Below are 22335 nucleotides of genomic sequence, written 5' to 3'. Positions count from 1 at the left end.
AGCTCAGGCGCCCAGGTAGGCCTCACGCAGGTTGACCTCGCGGAGCTCATCGCCGACGCCGGTGTAGACCAGCGTTCCCTTCTCCATGATCAGCGCGCGGTCGGCGAACGGGAGGGCTCCCGCGTTCTGCTCGACCATCAGCACTGTTGTGCCGTCGGCTTTGATCCGCGACGTCACCTCCCACACCGTTTTCGCCACGGTGGGGGACAACCCGAGGGATGCCTCGTCGATCAGCAGCAGCCGGGGCCGTGACATGAGCGCGCGGCCCACGGCGAGCATCTGCTGCTCGCCGCCGGACAGCGTTCCCGCGAGCTGCTCCTCGCGCTCGGCGAGCCGGGGGAAGTAGTCGTAGGCGAGGTCGAGCTGCCGCTTCACCGTCAGGCTGTCGCGCCTGCGCGTCCACGCGCCCAGCCGCAGGTTCTGCCGCACGGTCAGCCGGGGAAAGACCCGCCTGCCCTCCGGGCACAGCGAGATGCCCGCGCTCACCCGCGCCGACGGCGACTTGCGACCAAGATCCTTGCCGTCGAACAGGACCCGCCCCGACCGCGGTCGCAGCAGACCGGCGATGGTGCTGACCGTGGTCGTCTTGCCCGCGCCGTTGAGGCCGAGCAGGACACAGACCTCGCCCTCTTGGACCTCGAAGTCGATGCCGTGCAGCACGGGGAAGGCGTCGTAGCCGACGACCAGCCCCTCGATCTTGAGCAGCGTCACGACGCGGCCTCCTCTTCGCCCAGGTACGCGCGGACCACCTCGGGGTGGCGGCGCACCACGTCGGGTTTGCCCTCGGCGAGCACCTCCCCGAAGTTGAGGCAGTACACGTAGTCGGAGATCCGCGTGACCAGCGGAACGTGGTGGTCGATCATCACGATGGTGAGGCCGAACTCCTTGCGCAGCCCGAGAAGCGTGTCTCCCAAAGAGTGCGCCTCCTCGGGGCCGAGACCGGACCCCGGCTCGTCGAGGAGCAGCAGATCGGGGTCGGTGGCCAGTACGGTGGCGATCTCGATGCGCTTGAGCAGGCCATAGGGCAGGTCGGCGACCCGCGCGTGCGCGTGACCCGCGAGCCCGGACAGTTCGAGGAGCTGGTGGGCGCGGTCGGTGAGCCCGCGCTCCTCGGCGAAGGTCGCGGGGCCGCCCGTCATGCCCGTCACCGGGTCGTAGCCGATGCGCAGGTGCTGTGCGGTGAGCAGGTTCTCCAGCACCGTGGCGTTCTTGACCAGGCCGACGTTCTGGAAGGTGCGCCCGATCCCGAGCGCGGCCCGCGCGTGCACCGGCATGGCCGTGATGTCGCGGCCGCGGTGGCGCACTCGGCCGGAAGTGGGACTGTAGAAGCCGGTGATGCAGTTGAACAGCGTCGTCTTGCCCGCGCCGTTGGGTCCGATGATGCCGACGATCTCCCACTCGCCCGCGCGCAGGGTGACCTCGCGCAGCGCCTGGACACCGCCGAAGTTGATGCTGACCGCGTCGACCTCAAGCACGGACATCGTTCACCTCGATCTCCTTGACCGCGCCCGCGTGCCGGTCGAACCGGCCGCCGAGCATCCAGCCCCGGATCGGCGCGACCTGCTGGCCGATGCCGCCGGGGTAGCGGGTGATCGTCAGCAGCAGCAGGATCGGGCCGATCACCAGGGCGACGAACTCCTTGGGCAGCCCGATGACGCCCTCGACGAAGCCGGTCAGGTGCAGCACCTCCACCAGGAAGCCCGAGCCCAGCAGCGCGAAGAACACCGAGCCGAGCACTACCCCGAGCCGGTTGCGCAGCCCGCCCACGACCGTCATCAGCACGAACAGCAGGGCCAGTTCGAAGTCGAAGCTGCTGGGCACGATCACCTCGTCGTGGTGGGCGAGCAGCGAGCCGCCGATCGCGGCGAACACACCGGAGACGACGAACGCGAGCATCGTGTAGGCCTTGACGTTGATGCCGTAGGACGAGGCCACCCGCGGGTTCTCCCGCAGCGCCTGCAGCGCCCGGCCGCCCTTGGTCCGGGTGAGCCGCAGGTCCAGCCACCACACCAGGGCCAGGAACGCCAGGCACACGTAGTAGTACTGGTAGTCGGTCTCGAAGCCGATCGGCCGCGGCGCCGCCTTGCCGCCCTCGCCGCCGGTCAGCGCGGCGATGCCGAACAGACTCTCCTCGGCGAACATCCCGTACGCCAAGGTGACCAGCGCGAAGTACAGCCCGGACAGGCGCAGCGAGATCGCGCCGAGCACGGCCGCCTGGACCCCGCCCATGATCGCCGCGACCGGGACCGCAAGCCAGAACTCCATGCCCAGGTCGGTCACCACGAACGCGGAGGTGAACGCGCCGATGCCGACGAAAGCCTGGTGGCCCAACGAGATCTGGCCCGCGTAGCCGATCAGCACGTTCAGCGAGAGACCAATGATGGCGAAGATTGCCGCCGTAGACAGCACGCCGACATCGGAGACGCCGAGATCGAACGGCGAGAGATGGTTGCCGGGGACGGCGAGCACCAGCCAGGCCACCGCGGCCCAGGCCACGCCTCGACTCAGGACGCCGGACAGACCGGGGCGGAAAGGCTTCTCCTCGGCGCTGACCGTCGGCAGCACCACGGTCTTCTCGGCCGGGGTTTGTGTCGTGGCGCTCATGCGGCCACCTCACAGGTTCGGCGGCTCCACTCGCGAATGCACTGTGTCGATGATTCGCTCGCAAGCTCGCTCATGTCGCTGCCCTCCGGACGAACAGGCCCTGCGGCCGCAGCAGCAGGACGGCGAGCAGGAAGACGAACAGCACCAGGGCTTTCGCGCCGTGGACCTGTTCGAGCGCGGACAGCGTGCCCAGCTGCTCGACCACGCCGACGACCAGTCCGCCGCCGACCGCGCCCGGCATGCTGCGCATCCCCGCGAGCACGGCCGCCATGAGCCCCGGCAGCAGAGCCCGGCCGGCGCCGAAGGTCAGGAAGCCCGCGGTGAACGTGGTGTTGGGGCCGGCGAGCACACCCGCCAGGCCGCCGAGCAGCGCGGCGATGCCCCAGGTCATCATCGACACCCGGCGCACGCTGATGCCGACCAGTTCCGCCGCCGTCGACTCCTGTTGCGCCGCCTGGATCGCCAGACCCGACGGCGACCGGAAGAACACCGCCAGCGCGACCGCGACCGCGCAGAGCACGCCGAAGGTGATCAGCTGCTGGTAGGTGACCGCGGCGCCGAACGGTGTCGCCGCCACGCCCTCGACGATCTTGGGCAGCTGCCGGATCGGCACCTCGTTGTTCTGCCAGAACTGGATTCCGACCGCCGTCAGCGCCACCCCCGCCGTGCCGACGAGCAGCGTCACCTTCGAGGCGTTGCGCAGCGGGTGGATCACCAGCCGTTCGGTCAGCAGACCCATCGCGACCGCGGCGAGCAGTCCGAAGAGGACACCCCAGCCGTAGGACCAGCCCCAGATCTCCACCGCCACGAACGCGGCGAACAACCCCGTGGTGCCGAACTCGGCCTGGGCGAAGTTGAACACTCCGGATGCCCGGTAGACCAGCACGATTCCGAGTGCCACCAAGGCGTAGACGCTGCCCTGGAGGACACCGGTGACCAGGACGATGCCCAGTTCGTCGATGCTCATGCGGCCACCTCACAGTTTCGGTGGCTCCACTCGCGAAGGCACTGTGCCGAGGAATCGTTCGCCGGCTCGCACTGTGTCAATGATTCGCGCGCAAGCTCACTCATGGCGCCACGTTCAGCCGCTGGGTGCGGTACTGCCGCGCGCCGCAGTCGGCCCGCAACAGGTGCATGGCGGTGCCGCCGAAGTGGTCGCTTCCGCTCCACTGCACGCCCGGATACACCCCGGTGTCGAACCGCTTGCCACTGGCCAGGGTCGCCAGGAACTTCTCCCGGCTGAGGTCTTTGCCGGTCGCCTGGAGCATCGAGCCGATCAGCTTCTCCGCGCCCCACAGCGCGACCCCGATGTCGTCGGGCGCGGCCCCGGTCTTGCGGCGGTACGCCGGGTCGAACTCCGGGTCCATCTGGCCGATCTTGTCCAGACCCGGGAACGACGAGAAGAACAGCGCGTTGCCCACGTTGGGGCAGCCGCCGGTGGCCACGATGTTGAGGCCGTTGGTGTTGCCGGGCCCGAAGAACTGCACGCCGCACGTCATCGACTTACTGACGTTGATCAGGCCGCTCGGGCTGGCGTTCCACAGGACCGCCTGCGCGCCGCTGTTGCAGATCTGGGTCGCGATGGCCGGGGCGTCCACGTCGGTCTTCTTCGGGATTCGCCTCGACAGCACCACATTCGCGCCGATGGCCTGCTTGATCGCGCCGTCGACCTTGGCGTAGAAGTTGTTGAGGCTGTCGTTGTCGGCGACGATCACCGCGACCTTCTTGCCCGTCAGGTCCGTCTTCGCGACGTTGACCAGCAGCGGCACCTGCTCCTCGTAGGTCAGCGACATCGCGTAGAACGTGCGCAAGGCGTTGAGGGAGCCCAGGTTCGGCCGAGTCTCGTGCACACCGGCCGACAGGTACGGCGTGTTGACCGAGGTGGCGTAGCGGGCGCAGGCGTCGATCTGGTCGGAGCCGCCCGCGCCGATGAGCAGGAAGACCTTCTGCTGTTGCGCGAGTTCTTTGCACACCCCGCGTGCGCTATTCGGGTCGAAGCGGTCGTCCCGGAACACGATCTCGATCTTGCGGCCGTGGATTCCGCCCTTGCTGTTGATGTGGTTGGCCCACACCCCGACACCGCTCTGGAACGACTGCTGGGGGAACGCGGCCGCGCCGGTGACCGGGGCGTGCACGCCGATCTTGATAGTCGTGTCAGTGACGCCGGTCCGGTCCCCAGGTCCACCGCCGCCGGGCGTGGCGCCACCACCACCACCACCACCGCCGCCGGGCCGGGTCCCGCCGGCCCCACCCCCCGTCGATCCGCCGCCGGTCGACCCGCCCGCGCCCGGCACGTTCGCCGCGGGCTGGCCCGCGATCACGTCCGGTGCCGCGGCCGCGGGGTCGAGCGGGACCCCGTCCGCGCCGACGCCCGCGCCGTTGTCGCCGTAGTACGGGCCGCCGCCCGGGCCGATCCCGAGTTCGGCCACGCCGGGTTTCTGGCCGCAAGCAGTCGTGACGAGCGCGGCGACGGTAAGGAAGACCGCGGGCACCAAGGTGTTCCGAACGCGCATCACAGCTGACCTCCCGCGGCACGCCGCGTTTCCAGGGCGCGGCTCACGCCGCGGCGGACCGTCGTCAGCGTCGGCTCACCCGCCGGGCCGAGCGCGAGCATCATCAGGTACGCGCCGACGAGAACCACCGGGATCAGGAACAGCGCCGCCGTCGGGATGTTGTCGAAAATGGGCAGCTTGCTCGTGCTCCGCGCGGCCTGCGCCTGCCCCGCCGCAGCCGGTGACTCGGGGCCCGCCGCGACCGGCACGCCCGCGTCCGCGGGTATCGCGCCTGTATCGGGTGCGGCGCCGGCATCGGCAGGCACTCCGCCACCGCCGCCACCGCCGCCGAGGTCACCCGCGGCGGTTCCGCCTGAGCCGCCGGAGGATCCGTCCGATCCACCGCCTGTCGAACTGTCCGGAATGGACGGATTGGTGGTTGGTGGGGCGGGTGTGGAGACCAGCTTCGCACCTACGCCGTTGGCCGCCGGGCCGTCGAACGCGACCTGGAACGTCGCGGGCGCCTCGACTTGCTCGACCAGCACGACCGACGGCGGCGCCGAACTGCCCGGTGCGAGCCAGGCGCTCGCCATCGAGGTCAGGTCGAACGTCCACACGCCGCCCGGTCCGGCCGTTCCCGCCGCCGACGCGCCGCAGTCGAACAGCGGCTGGGTCTTCCACGGCGCGGCCTGGCCATCGGCCCAGAACTCGGTCACCGGACACGCGATGATCTTCGCGCTCTCCTGGTTGGCGTTGGCCGCGGTCGCGCCGCTTTGCTTGAGTGCCAAGACGAACGACGTGACCGTCGCCCCTGGTTCGGCGTCCAGCGCGAACTCGATGGCGAAGATCTTCTCGGGATCGCCGATCGCCGCGGCCACCGGCAGCGACCCGTTGGGGGCGTTGGGCGGTGTTATGGCCGGCGGTGCGGCGGCGGGCTGGTCGGGGGTCTCGTTGACCCGCCACCACCACCCCGTTTTCACCACCGAGACGCCGGACATGGTGCCCGGGGCGACTTCGGGAGCGGCCGCTTGGGAGATCCCCGGAACGGTCAAGAACGCGAGCCCGCCGATCAGTGCGATCGCGGCGCGGCGCTTGCGCGTGGACATGGTTCTCCCGGTGTCGGCGACTGTCGATACCGGACTCAACGGCCGGCTCGACCGGAGGTTGTTGGGACAGCGAGACATATTTCGGGCACTGGAGTTGTGACCACTCACAAGGACCTCCTGACGCCGCGACGGCGAGCCGGACAGCGGGGGTGTCTGTCGAGCGGTCAACGACGCAACCGCGCCGAAGATGCGCACACGCTGGGCGCGAATACCGCAGCCAAGATCGAGAAAGCCCGCCCTCGCTGGTGTTTCACCAGGTAGGGCGGGCTCTCGTCGCGAAATTTTCCGCGCGTCCTCAGGGGATGGTCAGCCGCACTTCACTCGACTGCTTCAACGTCCGGGTGACGGTGCACAGAGCCTCGACGGCTCGGATGACCACCGCCCGCACCTCCGCCTGAGCGTCGGCGTCCAACCCGGAGAGGTCGACGTCGAGCGAGACGTCGACGCCGTCGAGTCGGTGCGCGTCGGCGGGCCGCACATCGGCGGCCGTCGCCCGAATCGGGATCTCACCCGCGCGACGCAGGACCAGCTCCTCGCCGGTGATCGCGACACAGCCCGCCGCGGCCGCAAGGAGCAGTTCGACCGGACTGAACGACCCTTCCTGGCCGACGCGGCCGATCTTGACCTCGGCCCCGCGATCATTGCGCGCCACGAACTCGTGCGACGCGGTGCGTTCCACATTGATGGTCATGCGGTGACACCCGGGCCTTTACTGTGCTGCTCTTTTTCGGCTGCCGAACGCTCCACACAGAATTCATTGCCCTCAGGATCGGCCAGCACGACCCACCCGGTGCCGTCCGGCCTGCGCTGGTCGTCGGCCAGCGACGCGCCATGGGCGAGCAGCCGCTCGACCTCGGTGTCGCGGGTGTTGTCCGGGCGCAGGTCGAGATGGACCCGGTTTTTTGCCGACTTCCCGTCGGGGACGCGAATGAAGAGCAGCGTCGGCCCGTGGTCGAAGTGGATCATCGCCTCCGGGTCGCCCGGCTCGTCCTGCGGCTGGATGGGCCGGTTCACGACCTCGCTCCACCAGAGGGCCAGCGTGTACGGGTCGGCGCAGTCGAAGGTGATGTTGTGGATCGCTGAAGCCACGCGGTGTGTCCTTACGTCGTCAGGCGGAGGATGCCGACCCGGCCGGTCGCTCCCGCGGCCCAGCACGCGCCGTCGCGGGCGCAGTCAACCGTGTCGAACGTGCCCGCGTCGAACTGTTTCCAGCTGCGGCCGCTGTCGAAGGTGACGTCGCTGCCGGTCGGTCCGACCGCTATCGCACCACTGCGGACGAAGGGGTGCCAGGCGACGCCGGAGCGGTAGCCCTGCGGTGCGTTCGACGGCTTGGTCCAGGTCTGGCCCGCGTCCTGGGTCAGGCCCAGCGCGTCGACGCCGTTGGTGGGCGCGGCGAAGTCGCCGCCGACGGCGATCCCGCGCTTGGTGTCACGCCACGCCGTGGCGAACACGCCGCCGCTCGCGTTGCTCGCCAGCACGGTGTCGGCCGCCGTCCAGGTCCGGCCGCGGTCATTCGAGTGCAGCACCCGCGCCTTGGCGCCGCCGCCGGTCGCGATCCACGCGTCCCGGCCGCCGGCGACGCTGATGCACTGCCCACTCGCGGCGAACGCGAACTCGCCCTCCAGGGCGGCGGGCATCCCGTCGGTCGGCAGGACCGACCAGGTCGCGCCGCCGTCGCCGGTCGACAGGACGCGGAACTTGCCGTCGACCGGGTCGCTGAGCGCGAGCCCGTGCCTGCGGTCGAAGAAGGCCATGCAGTCGTAGAACGCGGTCGGCTCGGTGTTGCGGAACGTCTCGGTCCACGTCGCGCCGCCGTCGGTGGTGCGGTAGATCCGCGAGTCCTCACCTGGGCCGATCGACATCGCCACCGCGTTGTCGGCGTCGAACGCCGCGATGTCGCGTAACTGCAGGGTCTCGGCTCCCGGCGGGGTCGACCGCTGCCAGGACGAGCCCGCGTCGGTGGTGCGCAGGACGGTTCCGCCGCTGCCGCTCGCCCACGCCACGTGGTGGCTGACGGCGGAAAGGCCGCGCAGGCGGGCATCGGAGCCGGTGGGGGAGAGCTGCCAGGCGAGTCCGGGTTCCGGGGTGGCCGACGCGGGGACCTGCAGCAAGCCGAAGGCCGCCGCGACAGCCGCGGCGATGATCAAGGGTCGCTTCATGTGCCGGACCCTAGCGCCCAAGACAAGTTACTCAAGAGTTTAAACTCGGCCCCAATATGAACGCATATACCAGTTTCGTGGCCCTGGGGGACTCCTTCACCGAGGGCATGTCCGACGACCTCCCGGACGGCACCTGCCGCGGCTGGGCCGACCTCGTCGCCGACCGGCTCGCGGTGTCGACACCAGGATTCCGCTACGCGAACCTCGCCGTGCGCGGCAAGCTCGTCCGGCAGATCGTCGACGAACAGGTCGCGCCCGCCGTGGCCATGGCCCCCGACCTGGTGAGCTTCGCCGGCGGCATGAACGACGTGCTGCGGCCGGGCTGCGACGTCGGCGCGGTGGCCGCCAAGATCACCCACGCGGCGGCGGAGCTGTCCGGCGCGGCCAAGCAGCTGGTGCTGTTCCGCGTGGTCGACCCGACCGGCCGGATGCGCGGCAGCGCGCGGCTGATGCCGCGGATCAACCGGCTGCTCGCGGTGGTCGACGAACTGGCCGAGAAGCACTCGGCGATCGTCGTGGACCTGTTCTCCGCCAAGGTCTTCGACTCGCCCGCGCTGTGGGCTGATGACCGCATCCACCTCAACGCCGAAGGTCACCGCCGGGTCGCCGAGGCGACCCTGCAGGCTTTGGGACACGAGCCCGAATTCGACTGGACCGGTCCCGTGCCGCCGATGGCGCCCGCGTCGGTGGCGCGTCGCGTGCGATCGGACGTGCGGTGGGCGCGGCTGCACCTGGGACCGTGGATCGGCAGGCGGCTCACCGGGCGGTCCTCGGGTGACGGGCGCGCGCCCAAGCGGCCCGAGCTCTCACCATTCGCCTAGGTCCTGTCCGGGCTTGCAGGACAGGACCTAGGCCGCGCTGGTCGTCCGCTGTCCTAGCAGGGCGCGGATGTCCCGAACCGCCGCTCGGCCTGCCCGGTTGGCGCCGATGGTGCTGGCGGACGGGCCGTAGCCGACGAGGTGCAGGCGCGGGTCCGCCGCGACGCGGGTGCCGTCCATGACGATCCCGCCGCCGCGACCGCGCAGGCCCAGCGGAGCCAGGTGGTCCAACGCCGCCCGGAAACCCGTGGCCCAGAGGATGACGTCAGCCTCGACAAACCGGCCATCCGCCCAGGACACACCAGTCGGCAGCACCCGCTCGAACATCGGCTGCCGGTCGAGCACCCCGCTGTCCCGCGCGGCGACGACCTCCGGCGTCAGCGACAGGCCGGTCACGCTCACCACGCTCGCCGGGCTGCGGCCCGCCCGCATCGCTTCGTCCACCCGGGCGACCGCCGCCCGGCCGACTTCCTGGGTGAACGGTTCCGTGCGGAACACCGGGGGGCGCCGGGTGGCCCACGTCGTGGCGGCGGCGACGGTGGCGATCTCCATCAGCGCCTGGACGGCGGACGCTCCGCCGCCGACGACCACCACCCGCTTGCCCGCGAACGCGGCCGGGCCGGGGTAGTCGGCCGTGTGCAGCTGCGTGCCGAGGAAGTCGGACTGGCCGGGGTAGTGCGGCCAGAACGGCCGGTCCCACGTGCCGGTCGCGTTGATCAAGGCCCGGGCCGTCCAGATGCCGTGGTCGGTCTCGACGCGCAGGCGGGGGCCGTCGGTCACCGAGCGGACATTCACCGGGCGCCGGATCGGGAGGGCGAACTTCTGTTCGTACGCACCGAAGTACTCGGCGACGACCTCAGCCGCCGGGCGGTCGAGGTCGTCGGACTCGAAGGGGAAGTACGGGAGTTCGTGGATGCCGTGCACCCCGCCGAGTCGCAGCGTCGGCCAGCGGTGCTGCCACGCGCCACCCGGTCCGGGGTTGGCGTCGAGCACCACGAAATCGAGCTCGGCGCGGCGCAGGAAGTAGGCGCTCGACAGGCCCGCCTGCCCGGCGCCGATGACGGCGACGTCCACCTCGGTGGTCATATCCGGATCAACGCCTGGGCGTCGTGAGGCTTCCCCTGGCGGGCGTCTGATCGGTCACATCCGGTCGCGGTCCGCCCGGGCCAGCGCCCAGCCGAGCGCGGCGTAGAGCAGCATCCAGCCCGCGATCGACAGGCGCGCGGGGATGTGGCCCGCCATGATCGCCGGGGTCATCGGCACGAAGACCCAGACGCCCATGGCCAGCGGGAGCCACCGGCGCGCGCCCGGCCAGACACCGGCCCGCACGACCGCGACACCGACGATGACGAGCCCGAGACCGGTGGCCAGGCTGGAAACGCCATAGAGGATGTCGAGGAGATCGGTGGCTTCGCTGGGGTAGGGGTCTTCGGCCGCGGTCGTCGCGATCACCTCGGTCACGGTGAGCAGCGCCATGCCCGCTAGAGCGATCGCGTGGCCGATCCAGGCCGCGCGCGACCGGCCCGCGACGCCGGTCCGCCACAGCGCGGTCTGGCCGAGGATCAGCCCGAGGTGCTGGACGAAGAACCAGAGCTGGATCGCGACGAAAGCGCCCGCGGTCAGCGGATAGCTGAAGCGTTCCTCGGGCACCGCGGCCGGGACGACGGCCAGGAAGACGCCGGATGCGGCGCCCAACAGCCCGGCCCACAGGCAGACAGCGCCTGCGCGGCGCACGAAGGTGGTGGCGGCGGGCGATCTCGCCGCACGGGTGTCGACTGCGCTCATGATCTTACCCTTACATTAGAGTGTTACTCTAGTGAGTACCTTCCAATAGTGTGGGCGCATCATGGGTGAAGTCAAGAGTTCTCGCCGCGAGAAGTCCGAGGCCACGCGGCGCAAGATCCTGCGCGCGGCACACGAGGAGTTCGGCGAGAAGGGCTACCACGGCGCCACGATCGCCTCGATCGCGAAGCGGGCGGGGGTCGCCGGTCAGACGGTGTACTTCGTCTTCCACACCAAGTCGGCACTCATCAGCGCGGTCATCGACAGCCTCGTCATGGGCGAGGAGGAACCGACCATCCCGCAGGAGTCGCCGTGGTGGCGGGCGATGGCCGCCGAACCGGACGCGGCGACGGCACTTGGGCACTTCATCCGGGGAGCCGGTCCGCTGTTCGAGCGGGCAAGCACCATCAGCGAGATCCTGCGCGGCGCGGCGCTCACCGACGACGAGGTGCGCCGGACGCACGAGTTCCACGAGAACCTGCGGCGCACGGGGTTCCGCGAGGTCGTGGCCGAGCTCGCGGAGAAGGCGCCACTGCGAACCGGGCTGACCGTGGACACCGCGACCGACATCCTGCTGACGGTCTACGGCGACACGACGTACTTCATCATGACCAAAGAGCGAGGCTGGTCGCACGAGCAGTACATCGACTGGCTCTGCGAAGCGCTGCCCACACTGCTGCTCGACCCCTAGTCAAGCGAGCCAGTCCCGCGCCGTTCCATGTACGTCACCCCAGGCTCGGCGAAACCGAAGCGCCGATACAACTCGTGCGCGTCCTTGGTATGCAGCGTCCACCGAAACGCCCCGCCCGGGCCTTCGTCGATCATCGTGCGCACCAACGCCTTGCCCAATCCGTTGCCGCGTGCCGACTCCAGCACGTACACGTCCGCGAGGTAGCCATACGCCACGCCATCGGAGATCGCGCGGGCGAACCCGACCTGCGCGCCCGTCGACCGCTCGTAGGCGCCGACTACCCGCCACGCGGACTCGATCTGCGCGGCGACCTGTTCGCGGGTGCGCCACTGGCCCCAGTACGCGTCCGTGGAGAGGTACGCCCACACCGCGTCGAGATCGACCCGCTTCGGATCGTCGTCGACTTCATACTCGCTCATGCGCGCAATGTAGCGGCGTAGCGGGCCGGGGAGACACCGATATTCGCGGTGAACTCCCTGGTGAAGTGGGCTTGGTCGGCGTAGCCAAGATCGTTGGCCAGGCCCGCCCAGTCGACATCCGCCCCGGAGTCGACGCGGGCCGCGGCTTCGTGCATCCGGAACCGGCGGATCACCCACTTCGGCCCCACACCGACGTATTCGCTGAACAACCGCTGCACCGAGCGCGCCGTCAACCCGAACTCCCTGGCCAGGGCGTCCACTCTGGACACACCGCCGTCGATCGCCGCCACCATCGCGCGGATGTCGTCGACCACAGGGTCGACCTCGGGCAGCCGCGGCGACAACAACGCCTCCGCGGCCGTGACCATGGCGTCGGCGTCGTCCGCCGCGAGGACACCGCCGGGCTCGACGAACCCGCGCACGACCTTGTCGGTCAGCGAGGAGACCCGCGTGCCCAGCCACGGCCGGAACCCGCCGGGGTGGAACCGGACGCCGAGCACGTGCCTCTCACCTTCGAGCCGCCGCACGAACTTCCCGCGCATCAGGCCGTAGAGCAGCGGTCCTTCGTCCTCGAACACCAGGTGCACGTTGGGGTGTGGCAGCACCTGTTGCTCGATGGGCTCGGCGAGGTCCCACGACACCAGCCAGTAGTACTCGACGAACGGTGCCAGCGCGGCCGAGGGCGCCAGCGTGCGCAAGTCGAACTTGGTGCCCACCTGGGCGCCGAGCACGCCTTTGCGCTTCTCTCCGACCACCGCCACGCCCGCAACATAACCCCCTGCACCGACATGTCGCGTTTCTTCAAGACCTCCCCTGTGGACAACTCATAGCGTCGACGGCATGGACAAGCAGACCTGCATGGAACGGGCCGCCAAGGCAGCTGCGGCTGTCGTCGCGAACGTCAAGCCCGACCAGTACGACCTCCCCACCCCGTGCGCCGACTGGGACGTGCGCGCGTTGGTCAACCACCTCACGCACTGGTCGGCCGTCGTCTCCGAGCGCACCGCGCGCAAGCTGCCGGTTCCCGAGGACGGCTCAGAGAAGGAAGGCCTCACCGACTACGCGGCCAAGCCCGACTTCCAGGACTTCTTCGCCGACCGACTCGACCGCGCGGTCCGCGCGTGGGGCGAGCCGGGCGCGTGGGACGGCGAGTCGGTGATGGCGTCGAGCCCGCTCGCCGCGTCCTTCATCGGACAGATGGTCTACGGCGAACTCGTCATCCACGGCTGGGACCTCGCCAAGGCGACCGGCCAGATCCTCGAGGCCGACGACGAACTCGCCCGCGTCGCGCTGGCCGACGCCGAGGGCATGGCCGACATGGCCCGGGAGTGGGAGGCGTTCGGCGCCGAGGTCAAGGTGCCCGACACCGCGCCGGTGCTCGACCGGCTCGCCGGACTGACCGGCCGCGATCCGTCCTGGCGGCCGTAGGGTGCGGGCATGACGACGGTAGTGATTGGCGGCGGTATCGCTGGGGTGTCCGTGGCGGCCGAACTGGCGACCAGCCGAGACGTGCTCCTGGTTGAGGCCGAGCCGATGCTCGCCCGGCACACCACCGGCCGCTCCGCCGCCATCTACCTGCCGAGCTACGGCGGCCCCGTCGTCCGTGCCCTCACCGCCGCCTGCCGCACCCGGTTCGCACCGGATCTGCTCAGTCCTCGACCCATGCTGTGGGTGTCGACCGACGACGCCGGTGAACAGCACGTTCGTGACACCGTGGGCGCGGGGACCGCCGAGCCCATCACCATCACCCAAGCCCGAGACCTGTGCCCTGCCCTTCGCCCCGACGCCTTCCGGTCCATCGCCCTCGACACCGGGACGATGGACATCGACGCGATGGGCCTGCACCAGCACTACGTCCGCGAGCTGAAAGCCCGGGGCGGCGAGATCCGCATGGGCGCCCCCGTCACCGCCCTGACCCGCGACGGCGGCGGCTGGCGGGTCACCCTCGGCCCAGACGAGATCCACGCGGACGAGGTCGTCAACGCCGCGGGCGCCTGGGCCGACCACATCGCCGCGCTGGCCGGGGTCCCCTCGATCGGCCTGACCCCGCTCAAACGCACCATCGCGATCGCCGTCGGGGGACCGGTCGACCCAGCCTGGCCGCTGGTTGCCGACGCGGCCGACCGGTTCTACTTCCGCCCCGAAGGTGAGGGCGTGCTGCTCTCGCCCGCCGACGAGACCCCCAGCGAGCCGTGCGACGCCAAGCCCGACGAGCTTGACGTCGCCCTCGCGATCGACCGGGTCAACGAGGTCACCACCCTGGGCCTGCGTTCCGTCCGGACGGCGTGGGCTGGGCTGCGTTCGTTCACGCCCGGTCGCACCCCGGTCGTGGGGGCCGCGCCCGGCCACCCCGGATTCCACTTCTTCGCAGGTCAGGGCGGTTATGGCATCCAGATGGCCCCCGCGCTGGCCGCCGCGGGCGCCGCCGTCATCCTCGGTGAGACGATCCCGGCCGATATCTCGGTGACCGCCCAAGACCTACGCAGTCCGCTCTGGGCGGCGTAGCTTCACTCCCATGGCTACGTCGACGTCGTCCGCCCGCACGCGCCCGGCCCCGAGGTCTTCACCTACTGGGACTATTACCGCCAGCGCTACGAACGCGATCGCGGGATGCGCCTGGACTTCGTCCTCGGCTCGCCCTCCCCGGCCGCGCGTGGAATCAGCATTCATCGACCGCGACGAGCGCGCGGGCGTAGGGGCGTCGGACCGCGCGCCGGTCGTCGTGGAGATCGCCTGAATGATCTGGGCGGAGGACTGATCAGCGCACTATCGTGAAGCGATGGACCTCGCCGCGAAGCTGGCTGACGTCGTCGGAGCCGGGCATGTGCACACGGGTGCCGACGCCTCGGAGGACTACTCGCACGACGAGACGCTGTCCGCCGAACCCGTCCGCCCCGCCTATGTCGTCCGCCCGGCCACCGCCGCCGAGGTCGCCGACATCCTGCGCGTCGCCACCGAGGCCAACACGCCGGTCACCGCCCGCGGGTCCGGCAGCGGCCTCTCCGGCGCCGCCGTGCCGCGCGAGAACGGCATCCTGGTGTCCTTCGATCGGATGAACAAGGTCATCGAGATCGACACGGACAACCACGTGGCCGTCGTCCAGCCCGGCGTCACGCTGCAAGAGTTGGAGGACCGCACGGCCGAGGTCGGGCTGGTCTACCCCGTGTACCCGGGCGAGCTGAGCGCGAGCCTCGGCGGCACCGCCGCGACCAACGCGGGCGGGATGCGCGCGGTGAAATACGGCGTCACCCGCCACCACGTCCTGGGCCTGGAAGCCGTTCTGCCGACCGGCGAAGTCCTGCGCACCGGCGGGAAGTTCGTCAAGGCCAGCACCGGATACGACCTCACCCAGCTCATCGTCGGCTCCGAGGGAACCCTCGCGCTGATCACCGAGGCGACCCTCAAGCTGCAGCCCCGCGTCGCCCACCAAGCCACCGTGCTCGCGCCCTTCGCCGACCTCGACGCGGTGGTGCGGGCGGTCCCGAAGGTCGTCGGCAGCGGCCTGGCGCCGCTCATCCTCGAGTACATCGACGCCATGACCATGGGCGCCATCACCTACACCGCCGACCTGCGGCTCGGCATCCCCGACCAGGTCCGCGACACCTCCCAGGCCTACCTCGTCGTCATGCTGGAGAACCGCGCGAGCGACCGCCTCGACGCCGACGTGGAAGCCGTGGGCACGCTGCTCAGCGAGCTGGGCGCGGTCGACGTGTACGTGCTGCCCGGCCCCTCGGCCCGCAAGCTCATCGAGGCCCGGGAGAGGGCGTTCTTCACCGCCAAGGGCGCGGGCGCCGACGAGATCATCGACACCGTCCTCCCCCGCGCGTCGCTGCCCCAGTTCATGGCGAAGGTCACCGAGATCGCCCAAGCGAACGAGAGCTTCGTCGTCGGCTGCGGGCACGCCGGCGACGGCAACGTGCACCTCGCGGTGTTCCAAAAGGACGCCGAGAAGCGGACGGCCACGCTGCGCGGCCTGTTCGAGGCGGGAATGGCCCTGGGCGGCGCGATCTCCGGCGAACACGGGATCGGGCACGCCAAGAAGCCCTACTTCCTCGACCTGGAAGACCCGGCGAAGATCGACCTGATGCGCCGGATCAAGCAGGCGTTCGACCCGGCGGGGATCCTCAACCCCGGCGTCCTGTTCGACTGAACTCCCTCCCCGGCAAGAGAAGGACCTCATGAACGGCGCACAGTCACTGATCCGCACGCTGGTCGATGGGGGCGTCGACGTGTGCTTCGCCAACCCCGGCACCTCCGAGATGCACTTCGTCGCCGCGCTCGACTCCGTGCCCGAGATGCGGGGTGTGCTGGCGCTGTTCGAAGGCGTGGTGACCGGCGCCGCCGACGGGTACGGCCGGATGGCGGACAAGCCCGCCGCGACCCTGCTGCACCTGGGACCCGGCATGGTCAACGGTATGGCGAACTTGCACAACGCCCGCCGCGCGCACACCCCGATCGTCAACGTCATCGGCGACCACGCCTTGTCCCACAAGGGGTTCGACGCGCCGCTGGAGTCCGACATCGACGCCCTGTCGGAGTGGACGCACGGGTGGAACCGCACTTCGACCGACAGCGCCGTGATCGGCCGTGACGCCGCCGAGGCGGTCGCCGCCGCGCGCACCGCGCCGGGGCGCATCGCCAACCTCGTGCTGCCCGCCGACGTCTCCTGGGGGCCGGACGGCGTCGTCGCATCGCCGATCGAGCCACCCGCTCCGTCCACAGTGGATGATTCGCGGATCGCCGCGGTCGCGGATGTGCTGCGGTCCGGCGAGTCGACCGTGATCCTGCTCGGGGCGGGGGCGACCCGGGAACGCGGACTCCTTGCCGCCAGCCGGATCGCGGTCGCCACCGGGGCCAAGCCGATGATCGAGACGTTCCCCGCGCGCCTGGAGCGCGGCGCGGGCCTGCCCACGATCGACCGGATGGGCTACCTGTCCGAACAGGTGCAGTGGCAGCTCACCGACGTCAAACACCTGGTCCTGGTGGGCGCCAAGGCCCCCGTGTCGTTCTTCGCCTACCCGGGCAAGGCCAGTGAGCTGACCCCCGAAGGCTGCAAGGTGCACACGCTCTCCGACCTCGGCGAGGATGTCGCGGCCGCGCTGGAAAGCCTCGCCGAGCGCGTCGCCGCCGACGCGAAACCGTTGCTGCAGGAGCCTTCCCGGCCCGCGCTGCCCTCCGGGGTGCTCACACCGCAGAACTGGGCGGAGGTCATCGGCGCGTTGCTGCCCGAGGGTGCGATCATCTCCGACGAGGCCAACACCTCAGGCCTGATGATCCCGATGGTCACCGCGGGCGCGCCGCGCCACGATGTGCTCACCCTGACCGGCGGCGCCATCGGCCAAGGCCTGCCGGTCGGTGTCGGCGCCGCGATCGCGTGCCCCGACCGGCCCGTGGTGTGCCTGCAGTCCGACGGCAGCGCGATGTACACGATCTCGGCGCTCTGGACGATGGCCCGCGAGAACCTCAACGTGACCACGGTCATTCTCAACAACCGCGCCTACGCCATCCTGCGGATGGAGCTGATGCGGGTCGGCGCCGAGGGCGCGGGCCCCAACGCGAACTCGCTGCTCGACCTGTCCACACCGGACATGGATTTCGTGAAGATGGCCGAGGGTATGGGAGTTTCGGCGAGCCGGGCCACCACGGCGGAGGAACTGGCCGAACAGTTCAGCCGTGCGCTGGCCGAGCCAGGCCCGCACCTGATCGATGCGATGGTGCCGTCACTCATCTGATGAGGCACGGGCCGTCTTGCCGTGGTGCGCACAAGTCACTCCTAGCTGGACTGTACGGGCCAATCAAGCGTCGCAGACAAGGAAAGCCGCGACGAGACCTCGGACGGGTGGACCCGGAGGAGGTCATACGCCCAGCGCAGCGTCACTTCCATGGACGAAGAGAACACCTTTGAGGAAGCCAAAATCCTCAAAGGTGTTCTCTTCGGATCACTGAGCGCGGATCAGCGGTCTTCGTCGATGACGAGCGGCGCGTGGTCGGCCTTCGCGCGCTCGGCCGCGTCGCGCATCTCGATCACGTCCGTCGCCCACGAGCCGATCTCCCGGGCGACGTCGCGCACCGCCCCGGTGATGATCGTCGCGATGTGCCCGATGTGGGTGGCGGCGGACTCCGTCAGCTCTTGCACGGTGTCCTTCGCGGTCTCGAATTCGCTGACCATGTCGGCCCCCGTTCCTCTCATGCCGCACGCACCGCGCGGCCACTGCCGACCGTACCCGCCGGCGGGCCCGACGGCGTGCCCCAAAAGCTGTCCGGCAGGGCAAGACGCACTATTTTGGTGAAAACCGACGCAAGCTGCTTGCTGAAGCCGCCGGTGTTGTATGGCAGGCCGTACTTCGCGCAGATGGCCCGGACCTCGGGGGCGATCTGCGGGTAGCGCCGGGCCGGGATGTCCGGGAACAGGTGGTGCTCGATCTGGTGCGACAGGTTGCCGGACATGATGTGGAACAGCGGGCCGCCGGTGATGTTGGCTGAGCCGAGCATCTGCCGGTAGTACCACTCCCCGCGGGACTCGTTCGCGGTCTCCTCCTCGGTGAAGGTCTGCACCCCGCTGGGGAAGTGCCCGCAGAAGATGATCGAGAACGCCCAGACGTTGCGGACCAGGTTCGCGGTCGCGTTGCCCGCCAGGGTGGTGAGGAACATCGGACCGGTCAGCGCGGGGAACAGCACGTAGTCCTTGAGGGTCTGCTTGAGCCCCTTCTGCCACATGCGCTGCCGGACGCCCTTGGTCTCCGACCACTTCTTCTCACCGCTGATGAGCCGCTCGGTCTCCATGTCGTGCAGCATCACGCCCCACTGGAAGAACGCCATCAGCAGGAACGCGTACACCGGATTGCCCAGGTAGTAGGGGTTCCACTTCTGGCCCTCGTCCATGCGCAGGACGCCGTAACCGATGTCGCGGTCCTTGCCCAGGATGTTGGTGTAGGTGTGGTGGATGTAGTTGTGCGAGTGCTTCCAGTTCTCCGCGGGCGCCACGGTGTCCCAGTCGAACATCTTCGAGTTCAGCGCCGGGTCACGCATCCAGTCGTACTGGCCGTGCATGACGTTGTGGCCGATCTCCATGTTGTCGAGGATCTTCGACACCGACAGCGCGGTCACGCCGAGCACCCATGCGGGCGGGAAGAACCCGGCGAACAGCATGCCGCGGCCCATGACCTCCAGCGTCCGCTGGACCTTCACGACGTCGTAGATGTACTTGCGGTCCGCTTCACCGAGGTCGTCGATGACGCGCTGGCGCAGCTCGTCTAGTTCGCGGCCGAGGGAGTCGAACTGGGCCTTGCTGAGCTTCGGGAGTGTGGTGACAGTCATGGTGGGTCTCCTTAGAGATCGATGGCGACGTCGCCGACGGGGACGGAGACACAGAGCTGGATCTCCTCGTCCGGATCGGTGGACAGCGCGCCGTTGCGCACGTCGCGGACGCACCCCTCGGTCTTGACGCGGGTGCAGGAAAAGCAGATGCCCATGCGACAGCCGTGCTCGGGCTTGAGCCCCGCGGCCTCGGCCTGCTCCAGCAGTGTCGCCCCGGAGTTCGGCGCGGTGCGGTGGCTGCGGGCGAAGGTGACGTCGCCGGTGGCGTCGGCCGCGTCGACGGTGATCGGCGCGGGCGCGAAGTCCTCGGTGTGCAGCCGGTCGCTGACGCCGAGGTCGGCGAAGACGTCGCGGACGCCGGCCATCAGTCCGGGCGGTCCGCACAGGTAGGTCTGCGCCTCGGCGAACCAGGGTGCGGCCTTGCGCAGGTGGGTCTCGTCGAAGAAGCCTTCGAGGTCGCCGCCTGCGGCGTCGGTGTAGGCGAGGACCAGCTTGTCCGACGCGAGGTCACGCAGTTGGTCCAGGCACGGCACGTCGGCCTCGGTGTAGGCGTAGTGCAGGAAGGTGACGGTGCCCTGGTAGTCCTCGTCGCTCAGGGTGCGCAGCATCGACAGCACCGGGGTGATGCCGCTGCCGCCGCTGATGAGCAGGATCTTGTCCGGGCGCTCGGCGGGCAGGGTGAACTCGCCTTCGGCCTGCGAGAGCCCGAGGACCAGGCCCGGGCGGGCGTTGGCGTGCAGCCAGCGGGAGACCAGGCCGCTCTCGTGGGCCTTGACGGTCAGTTCGAAGTGGCCGTCGCGGTGTTGCGAGGTGGCGGGGGAGTAGCACCGGGTCCGCCGCACGCCGTCGATGTCGACCGACACCCGGACGTACTGGCCCGCGGTGAAACCGCGCCACCGGCGGGTCGGGCGGATGGTCAGCGTGACCGTGTCCCGGGTGGTTCGGTGAACACTTGTCACCTCACCGCGCAGCTCCCGGATGGTCAGCATCGGGTGGATCAGTTCGAGGTACCGGTCGAGGCCATGCGGCGTGGCCAGGGCCTCCAGGAACCTCAGCCCAGTGGTGAGCACCACGACCTCCTTGTTGGGTGTACATGCGTACACTCAAAAGTCCAGCGCGGCGGAGCGTCGTTGTCAACGCGGATCGGATGTGACGGTGAACACCCGTACTCTCAAACTCGTGGCAGTGGACGCGGGCGGAACCCGTCAGGAACGCAAGCAGCGCACGAGACAGGCGCTGCTGGACGCCGCCTTGGGTGCGGAGCAGAGTTTGGCGAGCCTGAGCCTGCGCGAGGTCACCCGCGAGGTCGGCATCGTGCCCACGGCGTTCTACCGGCACTTCGCGTCGATGGACGAACTCGGCGTCGAACTGGTCGAGGAAGCCATGCGCCCCCTGCGCGCGATGCTGCGCGACGCCCGCAAGCGTCCCGCGGGCGACGCGATCCGCGGGTCTGTCGACATCTTGGTCAAGCAGGTCGGCAAGCACGGCCGCCACTTCCGCTTCCTGCTGCGCGAACGCCATGGCGACGTCCCGTCGGTGCGCCGCGCGATCGCGGCGGAACTGCGGCTGCTGGGCAGCGAACTCGCGGTCGACCTGGGGCGGTTCCCCGGCTTGGCCGACTGGTCGGCGGAGGACCTGCGCATGGGTGCGGACTTGATGGTCGGCGCGATGATGTCCATCGTGACCGCGCTGCTGGATGTCGGGGAGCACCCGGACGACCGCGCCCAGGTCGTGTCGGCAGCCGAGGGGCAGCTACGCCTGATCGTCCTGGGCATGGCCGCCTGGCGCGGCGACGCGGCTGGCGCCCCCGATAGTGCGTGAGATAAATCGACGGATCGAGCGGCTGGGTGGCGAGGCTGGCGTGAACCATGTTGAACCCGTCTACCGGGTTGTGGTGACCCGCGAGGATGATCATTGGCTGGCTGACGTGCCGGGTCTGGAAGGCGCGCATACGTTTGCCCGCACGATTCGGCCGCCGAGGTCCGCGCCCTGCGCGAGCAGGCCGAAGTGGCAAAGCACGCGGCAGTTGAACGTACCCATGACGCGGCTGTCCAACTTGTGAACGAATTCGGCCTATCCGTGCGCGACGCCGCAGCCATCCCGAAGGCGGGAAACCGTCAGCAAATGATCGAGTTGGTCGATCATGACGGTTCGTCCGCCGATAATCTGGCGGATGCCAGGCTCGCCGATGAATGCGAATAGGTTCGCGGGCGATGGGCGGCGCTCGCGGAGCACCAGCTGCCGTTCGATTCGCGCTCTAATTCGCCGGTCAATCTCCTCGGGAGGACGATGCGGGTTGCTGGTCGTGATCGCCCGGATGTAGGCGGGCATCTGTGATGTCCGCGCGCTTGCGTCCCGTCACCCTGATCACCGCCGGCAGCGCCGACACGCTGTCCGGACTCGGCACCCGCCGCCCGTTCACCCACCGCGACACCGTCGAATGCGACAACCCCAACATCCGGGCGACTCCCGCACCCCGAACCCGGACCCCTCCATCTCCCGCCTGAGGGCGGCGGCCAGCGCGCGGGTGCGGAGCGTGCCGCCGGTGTCGGTCATGGTTCGACGCTACTGATCACCGCTGGTCAGGCACATCACCCGAGCAGATGTTCGATCTTCCTTGCGGTTCGGGGGCGTGACCGCGTCGGCTTTGAGCAGATTGTTCGAATGGCAAGCGTCGCGCGGCGGCCTGCACGCCATTCCGAGTACCGAGCATTCATCGTTTCCACCGCTGCCCGGCGCCGAGTACACAACGCTGTGCGGTCTGGAGATCGTCTTGGTCGCCGACGACTTCCGGCGCCGCGTTCCGATGTGCGGTGAATGCTGTTCGACCTGGGTGCACCACACATCGCCACGCAAGTCTGTGCGCCGATGAGCGCGGACCTTGCCGCCCGAACCCGCCGGGGGACTGATATGTCCCGACACCGAATGGGGCCGGACTGTCGCACTT

25 protein-coding genes and 1 pseudogene are annotated in these 22335 nt (G+C 69.6%); 8 read left to right on the top strand and 18 right to left on the bottom strand.

Features of this window, described 5'->3' with window-relative positions; genetic code table 11:
- Positions 1–3: 3 nt before the first annotated feature.
- The 9 genes from ACUZ2Y_RS11085 to ACUZ2Y_RS11045 form a co-directional block, all read right to left on the bottom strand.
- Entirely contained in the window at positions 4–711 is a 708-nt protein-coding gene (locus ACUZ2Y_RS11085; RefSeq protein WP_476329484.1) for an ABC transporter ATP-binding protein, read from the bottom strand.
- Positions 708–1481: an ABC transporter ATP-binding protein gene (locus ACUZ2Y_RS11080; RefSeq protein WP_476329483.1), complete on the bottom strand. Its 774-nt coding sequence runs from the start codon at positions 1479–1481 to the stop codon at positions 708–710. The genes ACUZ2Y_RS11085 and ACUZ2Y_RS11080 overlap by 4 nt, the downstream gene beginning before the upstream one ends.
- On the bottom strand, positions 1468–2604 hold the full coding sequence (locus ACUZ2Y_RS11075; protein ID WP_476329481.1) for a branched-chain amino acid ABC transporter permease: 1137 nt from the start codon (positions 2602–2604) through the stop codon (positions 1468–1470). The genes ACUZ2Y_RS11080 and ACUZ2Y_RS11075 overlap by 14 nt, the downstream gene beginning before the upstream one ends.
- Positions 2605–2674: 70 nt before the next feature.
- Positions 2675–3571 (bottom strand): branched-chain amino acid ABC transporter permease, encoded by an 897-nt coding sequence (locus ACUZ2Y_RS11070; RefSeq protein WP_476329479.1) that lies wholly within the window; start codon positions 3569–3571, stop codon positions 2675–2677.
- Between the two features lie 100 nt (positions 3572–3671).
- A complete protein-coding gene (locus ACUZ2Y_RS11065; RefSeq protein WP_476329477.1) occupies positions 3672–5117 on the bottom strand; it encodes an ABC transporter substrate-binding protein in 1446 nt (481 codons plus the stop codon).
- Positions 5117–6202 (bottom strand): hypothetical protein, encoded by a 1086-nt coding sequence (locus ACUZ2Y_RS11060; protein ID WP_476329476.1) that lies wholly within the window; start codon positions 6200–6202, stop codon positions 5117–5119. Before ACUZ2Y_RS11060 ends, ACUZ2Y_RS11065 begins: the two co-directional genes overlap by 1 nt.
- A 295-nt stretch (positions 6203–6497) precedes the next feature.
- On the bottom strand, positions 6498–6893 hold the full coding sequence (locus ACUZ2Y_RS11055) for an OsmC family protein (protein ID WP_476329475.1): 396 nt from the start codon (positions 6891–6893) through the stop codon (positions 6498–6500).
- Entirely contained in the window at positions 6890–7291 is a 402-nt protein-coding gene (locus tag ACUZ2Y_RS11050) for a VOC family protein (protein WP_476329473.1), read from the bottom strand. The genes ACUZ2Y_RS11055 and ACUZ2Y_RS11050 overlap by 4 nt, the downstream gene beginning before the upstream one ends.
- Before the next feature lie 11 nt (positions 7292–7302).
- Positions 7303–8361, bottom strand: coding sequence for an oxidoreductase (locus ACUZ2Y_RS11045; RefSeq protein WP_476329471.1), 1059 nt, complete (start codon positions 8359–8361; stop codon positions 7303–7305).
- 56 nt (positions 8362–8417) lie between these two features.
- On the opposite strand from ACUZ2Y_RS11045, the gene ACUZ2Y_RS11040 reads away from it, so the two are divergent.
- Positions 8418–9182 (top strand): SGNH/GDSL hydrolase family protein, encoded by a 765-nt coding sequence (locus ACUZ2Y_RS11040; protein WP_476329469.1) that lies wholly within the window; start codon positions 8418–8420, stop codon positions 9180–9182.
- A 27-nt stretch (positions 9183–9209) separates the two neighbouring features.
- On the opposite strand, the gene ACUZ2Y_RS11035 is transcribed toward ACUZ2Y_RS11040, so the two are convergent.
- Both ACUZ2Y_RS11035 and ACUZ2Y_RS11030 read right to left on the bottom strand, forming a co-directional pair.
- Entirely contained in the window at positions 9210–10265 is a 1056-nt protein-coding gene (locus tag ACUZ2Y_RS11035) for an FAD-dependent oxidoreductase (RefSeq protein WP_476329467.1), read from the bottom strand.
- Between the two features lie 54 nt (positions 10266–10319).
- Positions 10320–10964, bottom strand: a complete 645-nt coding sequence (locus ACUZ2Y_RS11030) for a hypothetical protein (protein ID WP_476329466.1) — start codon at positions 10962–10964, stop codon at positions 10320–10322.
- Between the two features lie 61 nt (positions 10965–11025).
- On the opposite strand from ACUZ2Y_RS11030, the gene ACUZ2Y_RS11025 reads away from it, so the two are divergent.
- Positions 11026–11652 (top strand): TetR/AcrR family transcriptional regulator, encoded by a 627-nt coding sequence (locus ACUZ2Y_RS11025; protein ID WP_476329465.1) that lies wholly within the window; start codon positions 11026–11028, stop codon positions 11650–11652.
- On the opposite strand, the gene ACUZ2Y_RS11020 is transcribed toward ACUZ2Y_RS11025, so the two are convergent.
- Together ACUZ2Y_RS11020 and ACUZ2Y_RS11015 are read right to left on the bottom strand one after the other, a co-directional pair.
- Complete coding sequence (locus ACUZ2Y_RS11020; protein WP_476329463.1) at positions 11649–12071, bottom strand: GNAT family N-acetyltransferase; 423 nt, start codon at positions 12069–12071, stop codon at positions 11649–11651. The two genes, ACUZ2Y_RS11025 and ACUZ2Y_RS11020, sit on opposite strands and share 4 nt — an antisense overlap.
- Positions 12068–12832 carry a DUF6597 domain-containing transcriptional factor gene (locus ACUZ2Y_RS11015; RefSeq protein ID WP_476329462.1) on the bottom strand — a complete coding sequence of 255 codons (765 nt, stop codon included), beginning with the start codon at positions 12830–12832 and terminating at the stop codon, positions 12068–12070. The genes ACUZ2Y_RS11020 and ACUZ2Y_RS11015 overlap by 4 nt, the downstream gene beginning before the upstream one ends.
- Before the next feature lie 79 nt (positions 12833–12911).
- Here ACUZ2Y_RS11015 and ACUZ2Y_RS11010 point away from each other — a divergent pair, with 79 nt between their 5' ends.
- The 4 genes from ACUZ2Y_RS11010 (at position 12912) to ACUZ2Y_RS10995 (ending at position 17803) form a co-directional block, all read left to right on the top strand.
- The gene (locus tag ACUZ2Y_RS11010; RefSeq protein ID WP_476329460.1) at positions 12912–13499 is read left to right on the top strand and encodes a TIGR03086 family metal-binding protein; all 588 of its coding nucleotides are present in this window, start codon (positions 12912–12914) and stop codon (positions 13497–13499) included.
- Between the two features lie 9 nt (positions 13500–13508).
- Positions 13509–14576, top strand: a complete 1068-nt coding sequence (locus ACUZ2Y_RS11005; RefSeq protein ID WP_476329459.1) for an NAD(P)/FAD-dependent oxidoreductase — start codon at positions 13509–13511, stop codon at positions 14574–14576.
- 274 nt (positions 14577–14850) lie between these two features.
- On the top strand, positions 14851–16221 hold the full coding sequence (locus ACUZ2Y_RS11000; RefSeq protein WP_476329457.1) for an FAD-binding oxidoreductase: 1371 nt from the start codon (positions 14851–14853) through the stop codon (positions 16219–16221).
- 28 nt (positions 16222–16249) lie between these two features.
- Complete coding sequence (locus ACUZ2Y_RS10995; RefSeq protein ID WP_476329456.1) at positions 16250–17803, top strand: acetolactate synthase large subunit; 1554 nt, start codon at positions 16250–16252, stop codon at positions 17801–17803.
- Between the two features lie 221 nt (positions 17804–18024).
- Here ACUZ2Y_RS10995 and ACUZ2Y_RS10990 read toward each other — a convergent pair whose 3' ends face one another.
- The 3 genes from ACUZ2Y_RS10990 to ACUZ2Y_RS10980 are packed head-to-tail and all read right to left on the bottom strand — an operon-like array spanning position 18025 to position 20458.
- Positions 18025–18240, bottom strand: a complete 216-nt coding sequence (locus ACUZ2Y_RS10990) for a hypothetical protein (protein ID WP_091371994.1) — start codon at positions 18238–18240, stop codon at positions 18025–18027.
- A gap of 17 nt (positions 18241–18257) precedes the next feature.
- On the bottom strand, positions 18258–19388 hold the full coding sequence (locus tag ACUZ2Y_RS10985; RefSeq protein ID WP_476329454.1) for a fatty acid desaturase family protein: 1131 nt from the start codon (positions 19386–19388) through the stop codon (positions 18258–18260).
- A gap of 11 nt (positions 19389–19399) precedes the next feature.
- Positions 19400–20458: a ferredoxin reductase gene (locus tag ACUZ2Y_RS10980; protein ID WP_476329453.1), complete on the bottom strand. Its 1059-nt coding sequence runs from the start codon at positions 20456–20458 to the stop codon at positions 19400–19402.
- Between the two features lie 85 nt (positions 20459–20543).
- On the opposite strand from ACUZ2Y_RS10980, the gene ACUZ2Y_RS10975 reads away from it, so the two are divergent.
- Complete coding sequence (locus ACUZ2Y_RS10975) at positions 20544–21209, top strand: TetR family transcriptional regulator (protein WP_476329451.1); 666 nt, start codon at positions 20544–20546, stop codon at positions 21207–21209.
- Between the two features lie 252 nt (positions 21210–21461).
- Here the strand turns inward: ACUZ2Y_RS10975 and ACUZ2Y_RS10970 are convergent, their stop codons facing one another.
- Together ACUZ2Y_RS10970 and ACUZ2Y_RS10965 are read right to left on the bottom strand one after the other, a co-directional pair.
- The gene (locus ACUZ2Y_RS10970) at positions 21462–21719 is read right to left on the bottom strand and encodes a Scr1 family TA system antitoxin-like transcriptional regulator (RefSeq protein WP_476329450.1); all 258 of its coding nucleotides are present in this window, start codon (positions 21717–21719) and stop codon (positions 21462–21464) included.
- Positions 21658–21861 (bottom strand): annotated as a pseudogene (locus tag ACUZ2Y_RS10965) (helix-turn-helix domain-containing protein); the annotation flags it as partial. The gene ACUZ2Y_RS10970 and the pseudogene ACUZ2Y_RS10965, both read right to left, overlap by 62 nt.
- A 159-nt stretch (positions 21862–22020) precedes the next feature.
- Between ACUZ2Y_RS10965 and ACUZ2Y_RS10960 the strand changes: the two are divergent.
- Positions 22021–22260 (top strand): HC3 family zinc finger protein, encoded by a 240-nt coding sequence (locus tag ACUZ2Y_RS10960; RefSeq protein ID WP_476329448.1) that lies wholly within the window; start codon positions 22021–22023, stop codon positions 22258–22260.
- Positions 22261–22335: the final 75 nt, after the last annotated feature.

The organism is Actinokineospora sp. UV203, assembly GCF_056323665.1.
This window is presented reverse-complemented; position numbering and strand designations above follow the sequence as displayed.

Excerpts from the sequence above, each read along its gene's own strand:
- ACUZ2Y_RS11020 (WP_476329463.1), bottom strand. The coding sequence starts at position 12,071 with ATGAGCGAGTATGAAGTCGACGACGATCCGAAGCGGGTCGATCTCGAC.
- ACUZ2Y_RS11030 (WP_476329466.1), bottom strand. The coding sequence starts at position 10,964 with ATGAGCGCAGTCGACACCCGTGCGGCGAGATCGCCCGCCGCCACCACC.
- ACUZ2Y_RS11080 (WP_476329483.1), bottom strand. The coding sequence starts at position 1,481 with ATGTCCGTGCTTGAGGTCGACGCGGTCAGCATCAACTTCGGCGGTGTC.
- ACUZ2Y_RS11065 (WP_476329477.1), bottom strand. The coding sequence starts at position 5,117 with ATGCGCGTTCGGAACACCTTGGTGCCCGCGGTCTTCCTTACCGTCGCC.
- ACUZ2Y_RS10990 (WP_091371994.1), bottom strand. The coding sequence starts at position 18,240 with ATGGTCAGCGAATTCGAGACCGCGAAGGACACCGTGCAAGAGCTGACG.
- ACUZ2Y_RS11025 (WP_476329465.1), top strand. The coding sequence starts at position 11,026 with ATGGGTGAAGTCAAGAGTTCTCGCCGCGAGAAGTCCGAGGCCACGCGG.
- ACUZ2Y_RS11000 (WP_476329457.1), top strand. The coding sequence starts at position 14,851 with ATGGACCTCGCCGCGAAGCTGGCTGACGTCGTCGGAGCCGGGCATGTG.
- ACUZ2Y_RS11055 (WP_476329475.1), bottom strand. The coding sequence starts at position 6,893 with ATGACCATCAATGTGGAACGCACCGCGTCGCACGAGTTCGTGGCGCGC.
- ACUZ2Y_RS11035 (WP_476329467.1), bottom strand. The coding sequence starts at position 10,265 with ATGACCACCGAGGTGGACGTCGCCGTCATCGGCGCCGGGCAGGCGGGC.
- ACUZ2Y_RS11075 (WP_476329481.1), bottom strand. The coding sequence starts at position 2,604 with ATGAGCGCCACGACACAAACCCCGGCCGAGAAGACCGTGGTGCTGCCG.
- ACUZ2Y_RS10985 (WP_476329454.1), bottom strand. The coding sequence starts at position 19,388 with ATGACTGTCACCACACTCCCGAAGCTCAGCAAGGCCCAGTTCGACTCC.
- ACUZ2Y_RS11005 (WP_476329459.1), top strand. The coding sequence starts at position 13,509 with ATGACGACGGTAGTGATTGGCGGCGGTATCGCTGGGGTGTCCGTGGCG.
- ACUZ2Y_RS10970 (WP_476329450.1), bottom strand. The coding sequence starts at position 21,719 with ATGCCCGCCTACATCCGGGCGATCACGACCAGCAACCCGCATCGTCCT.
- ACUZ2Y_RS11045 (WP_476329471.1), bottom strand. The coding sequence starts at position 8,361 with ATGAAGCGACCCTTGATCATCGCCGCGGCTGTCGCGGCGGCCTTCGGC.
- ACUZ2Y_RS11070 (WP_476329479.1), bottom strand. The coding sequence starts at position 3,571 with ATGAGCATCGACGAACTGGGCATCGTCCTGGTCACCGGTGTCCTCCAG.
- ACUZ2Y_RS11040 (WP_476329469.1), top strand. The coding sequence starts at position 8,418 with ATGAACGCATATACCAGTTTCGTGGCCCTGGGGGACTCCTTCACCGAG.
- ACUZ2Y_RS10995 (WP_476329456.1), top strand. The coding sequence starts at position 16,250 with ATGAACGGCGCACAGTCACTGATCCGCACGCTGGTCGATGGGGGCGTC.
- ACUZ2Y_RS11060 (WP_476329476.1), bottom strand. The coding sequence starts at position 6,202 with ATGTCCACGCGCAAGCGCCGCGCCGCGATCGCACTGATCGGCGGGCTC.
- ACUZ2Y_RS11010 (WP_476329460.1), top strand. The coding sequence starts at position 12,912 with ATGGACAAGCAGACCTGCATGGAACGGGCCGCCAAGGCAGCTGCGGCT.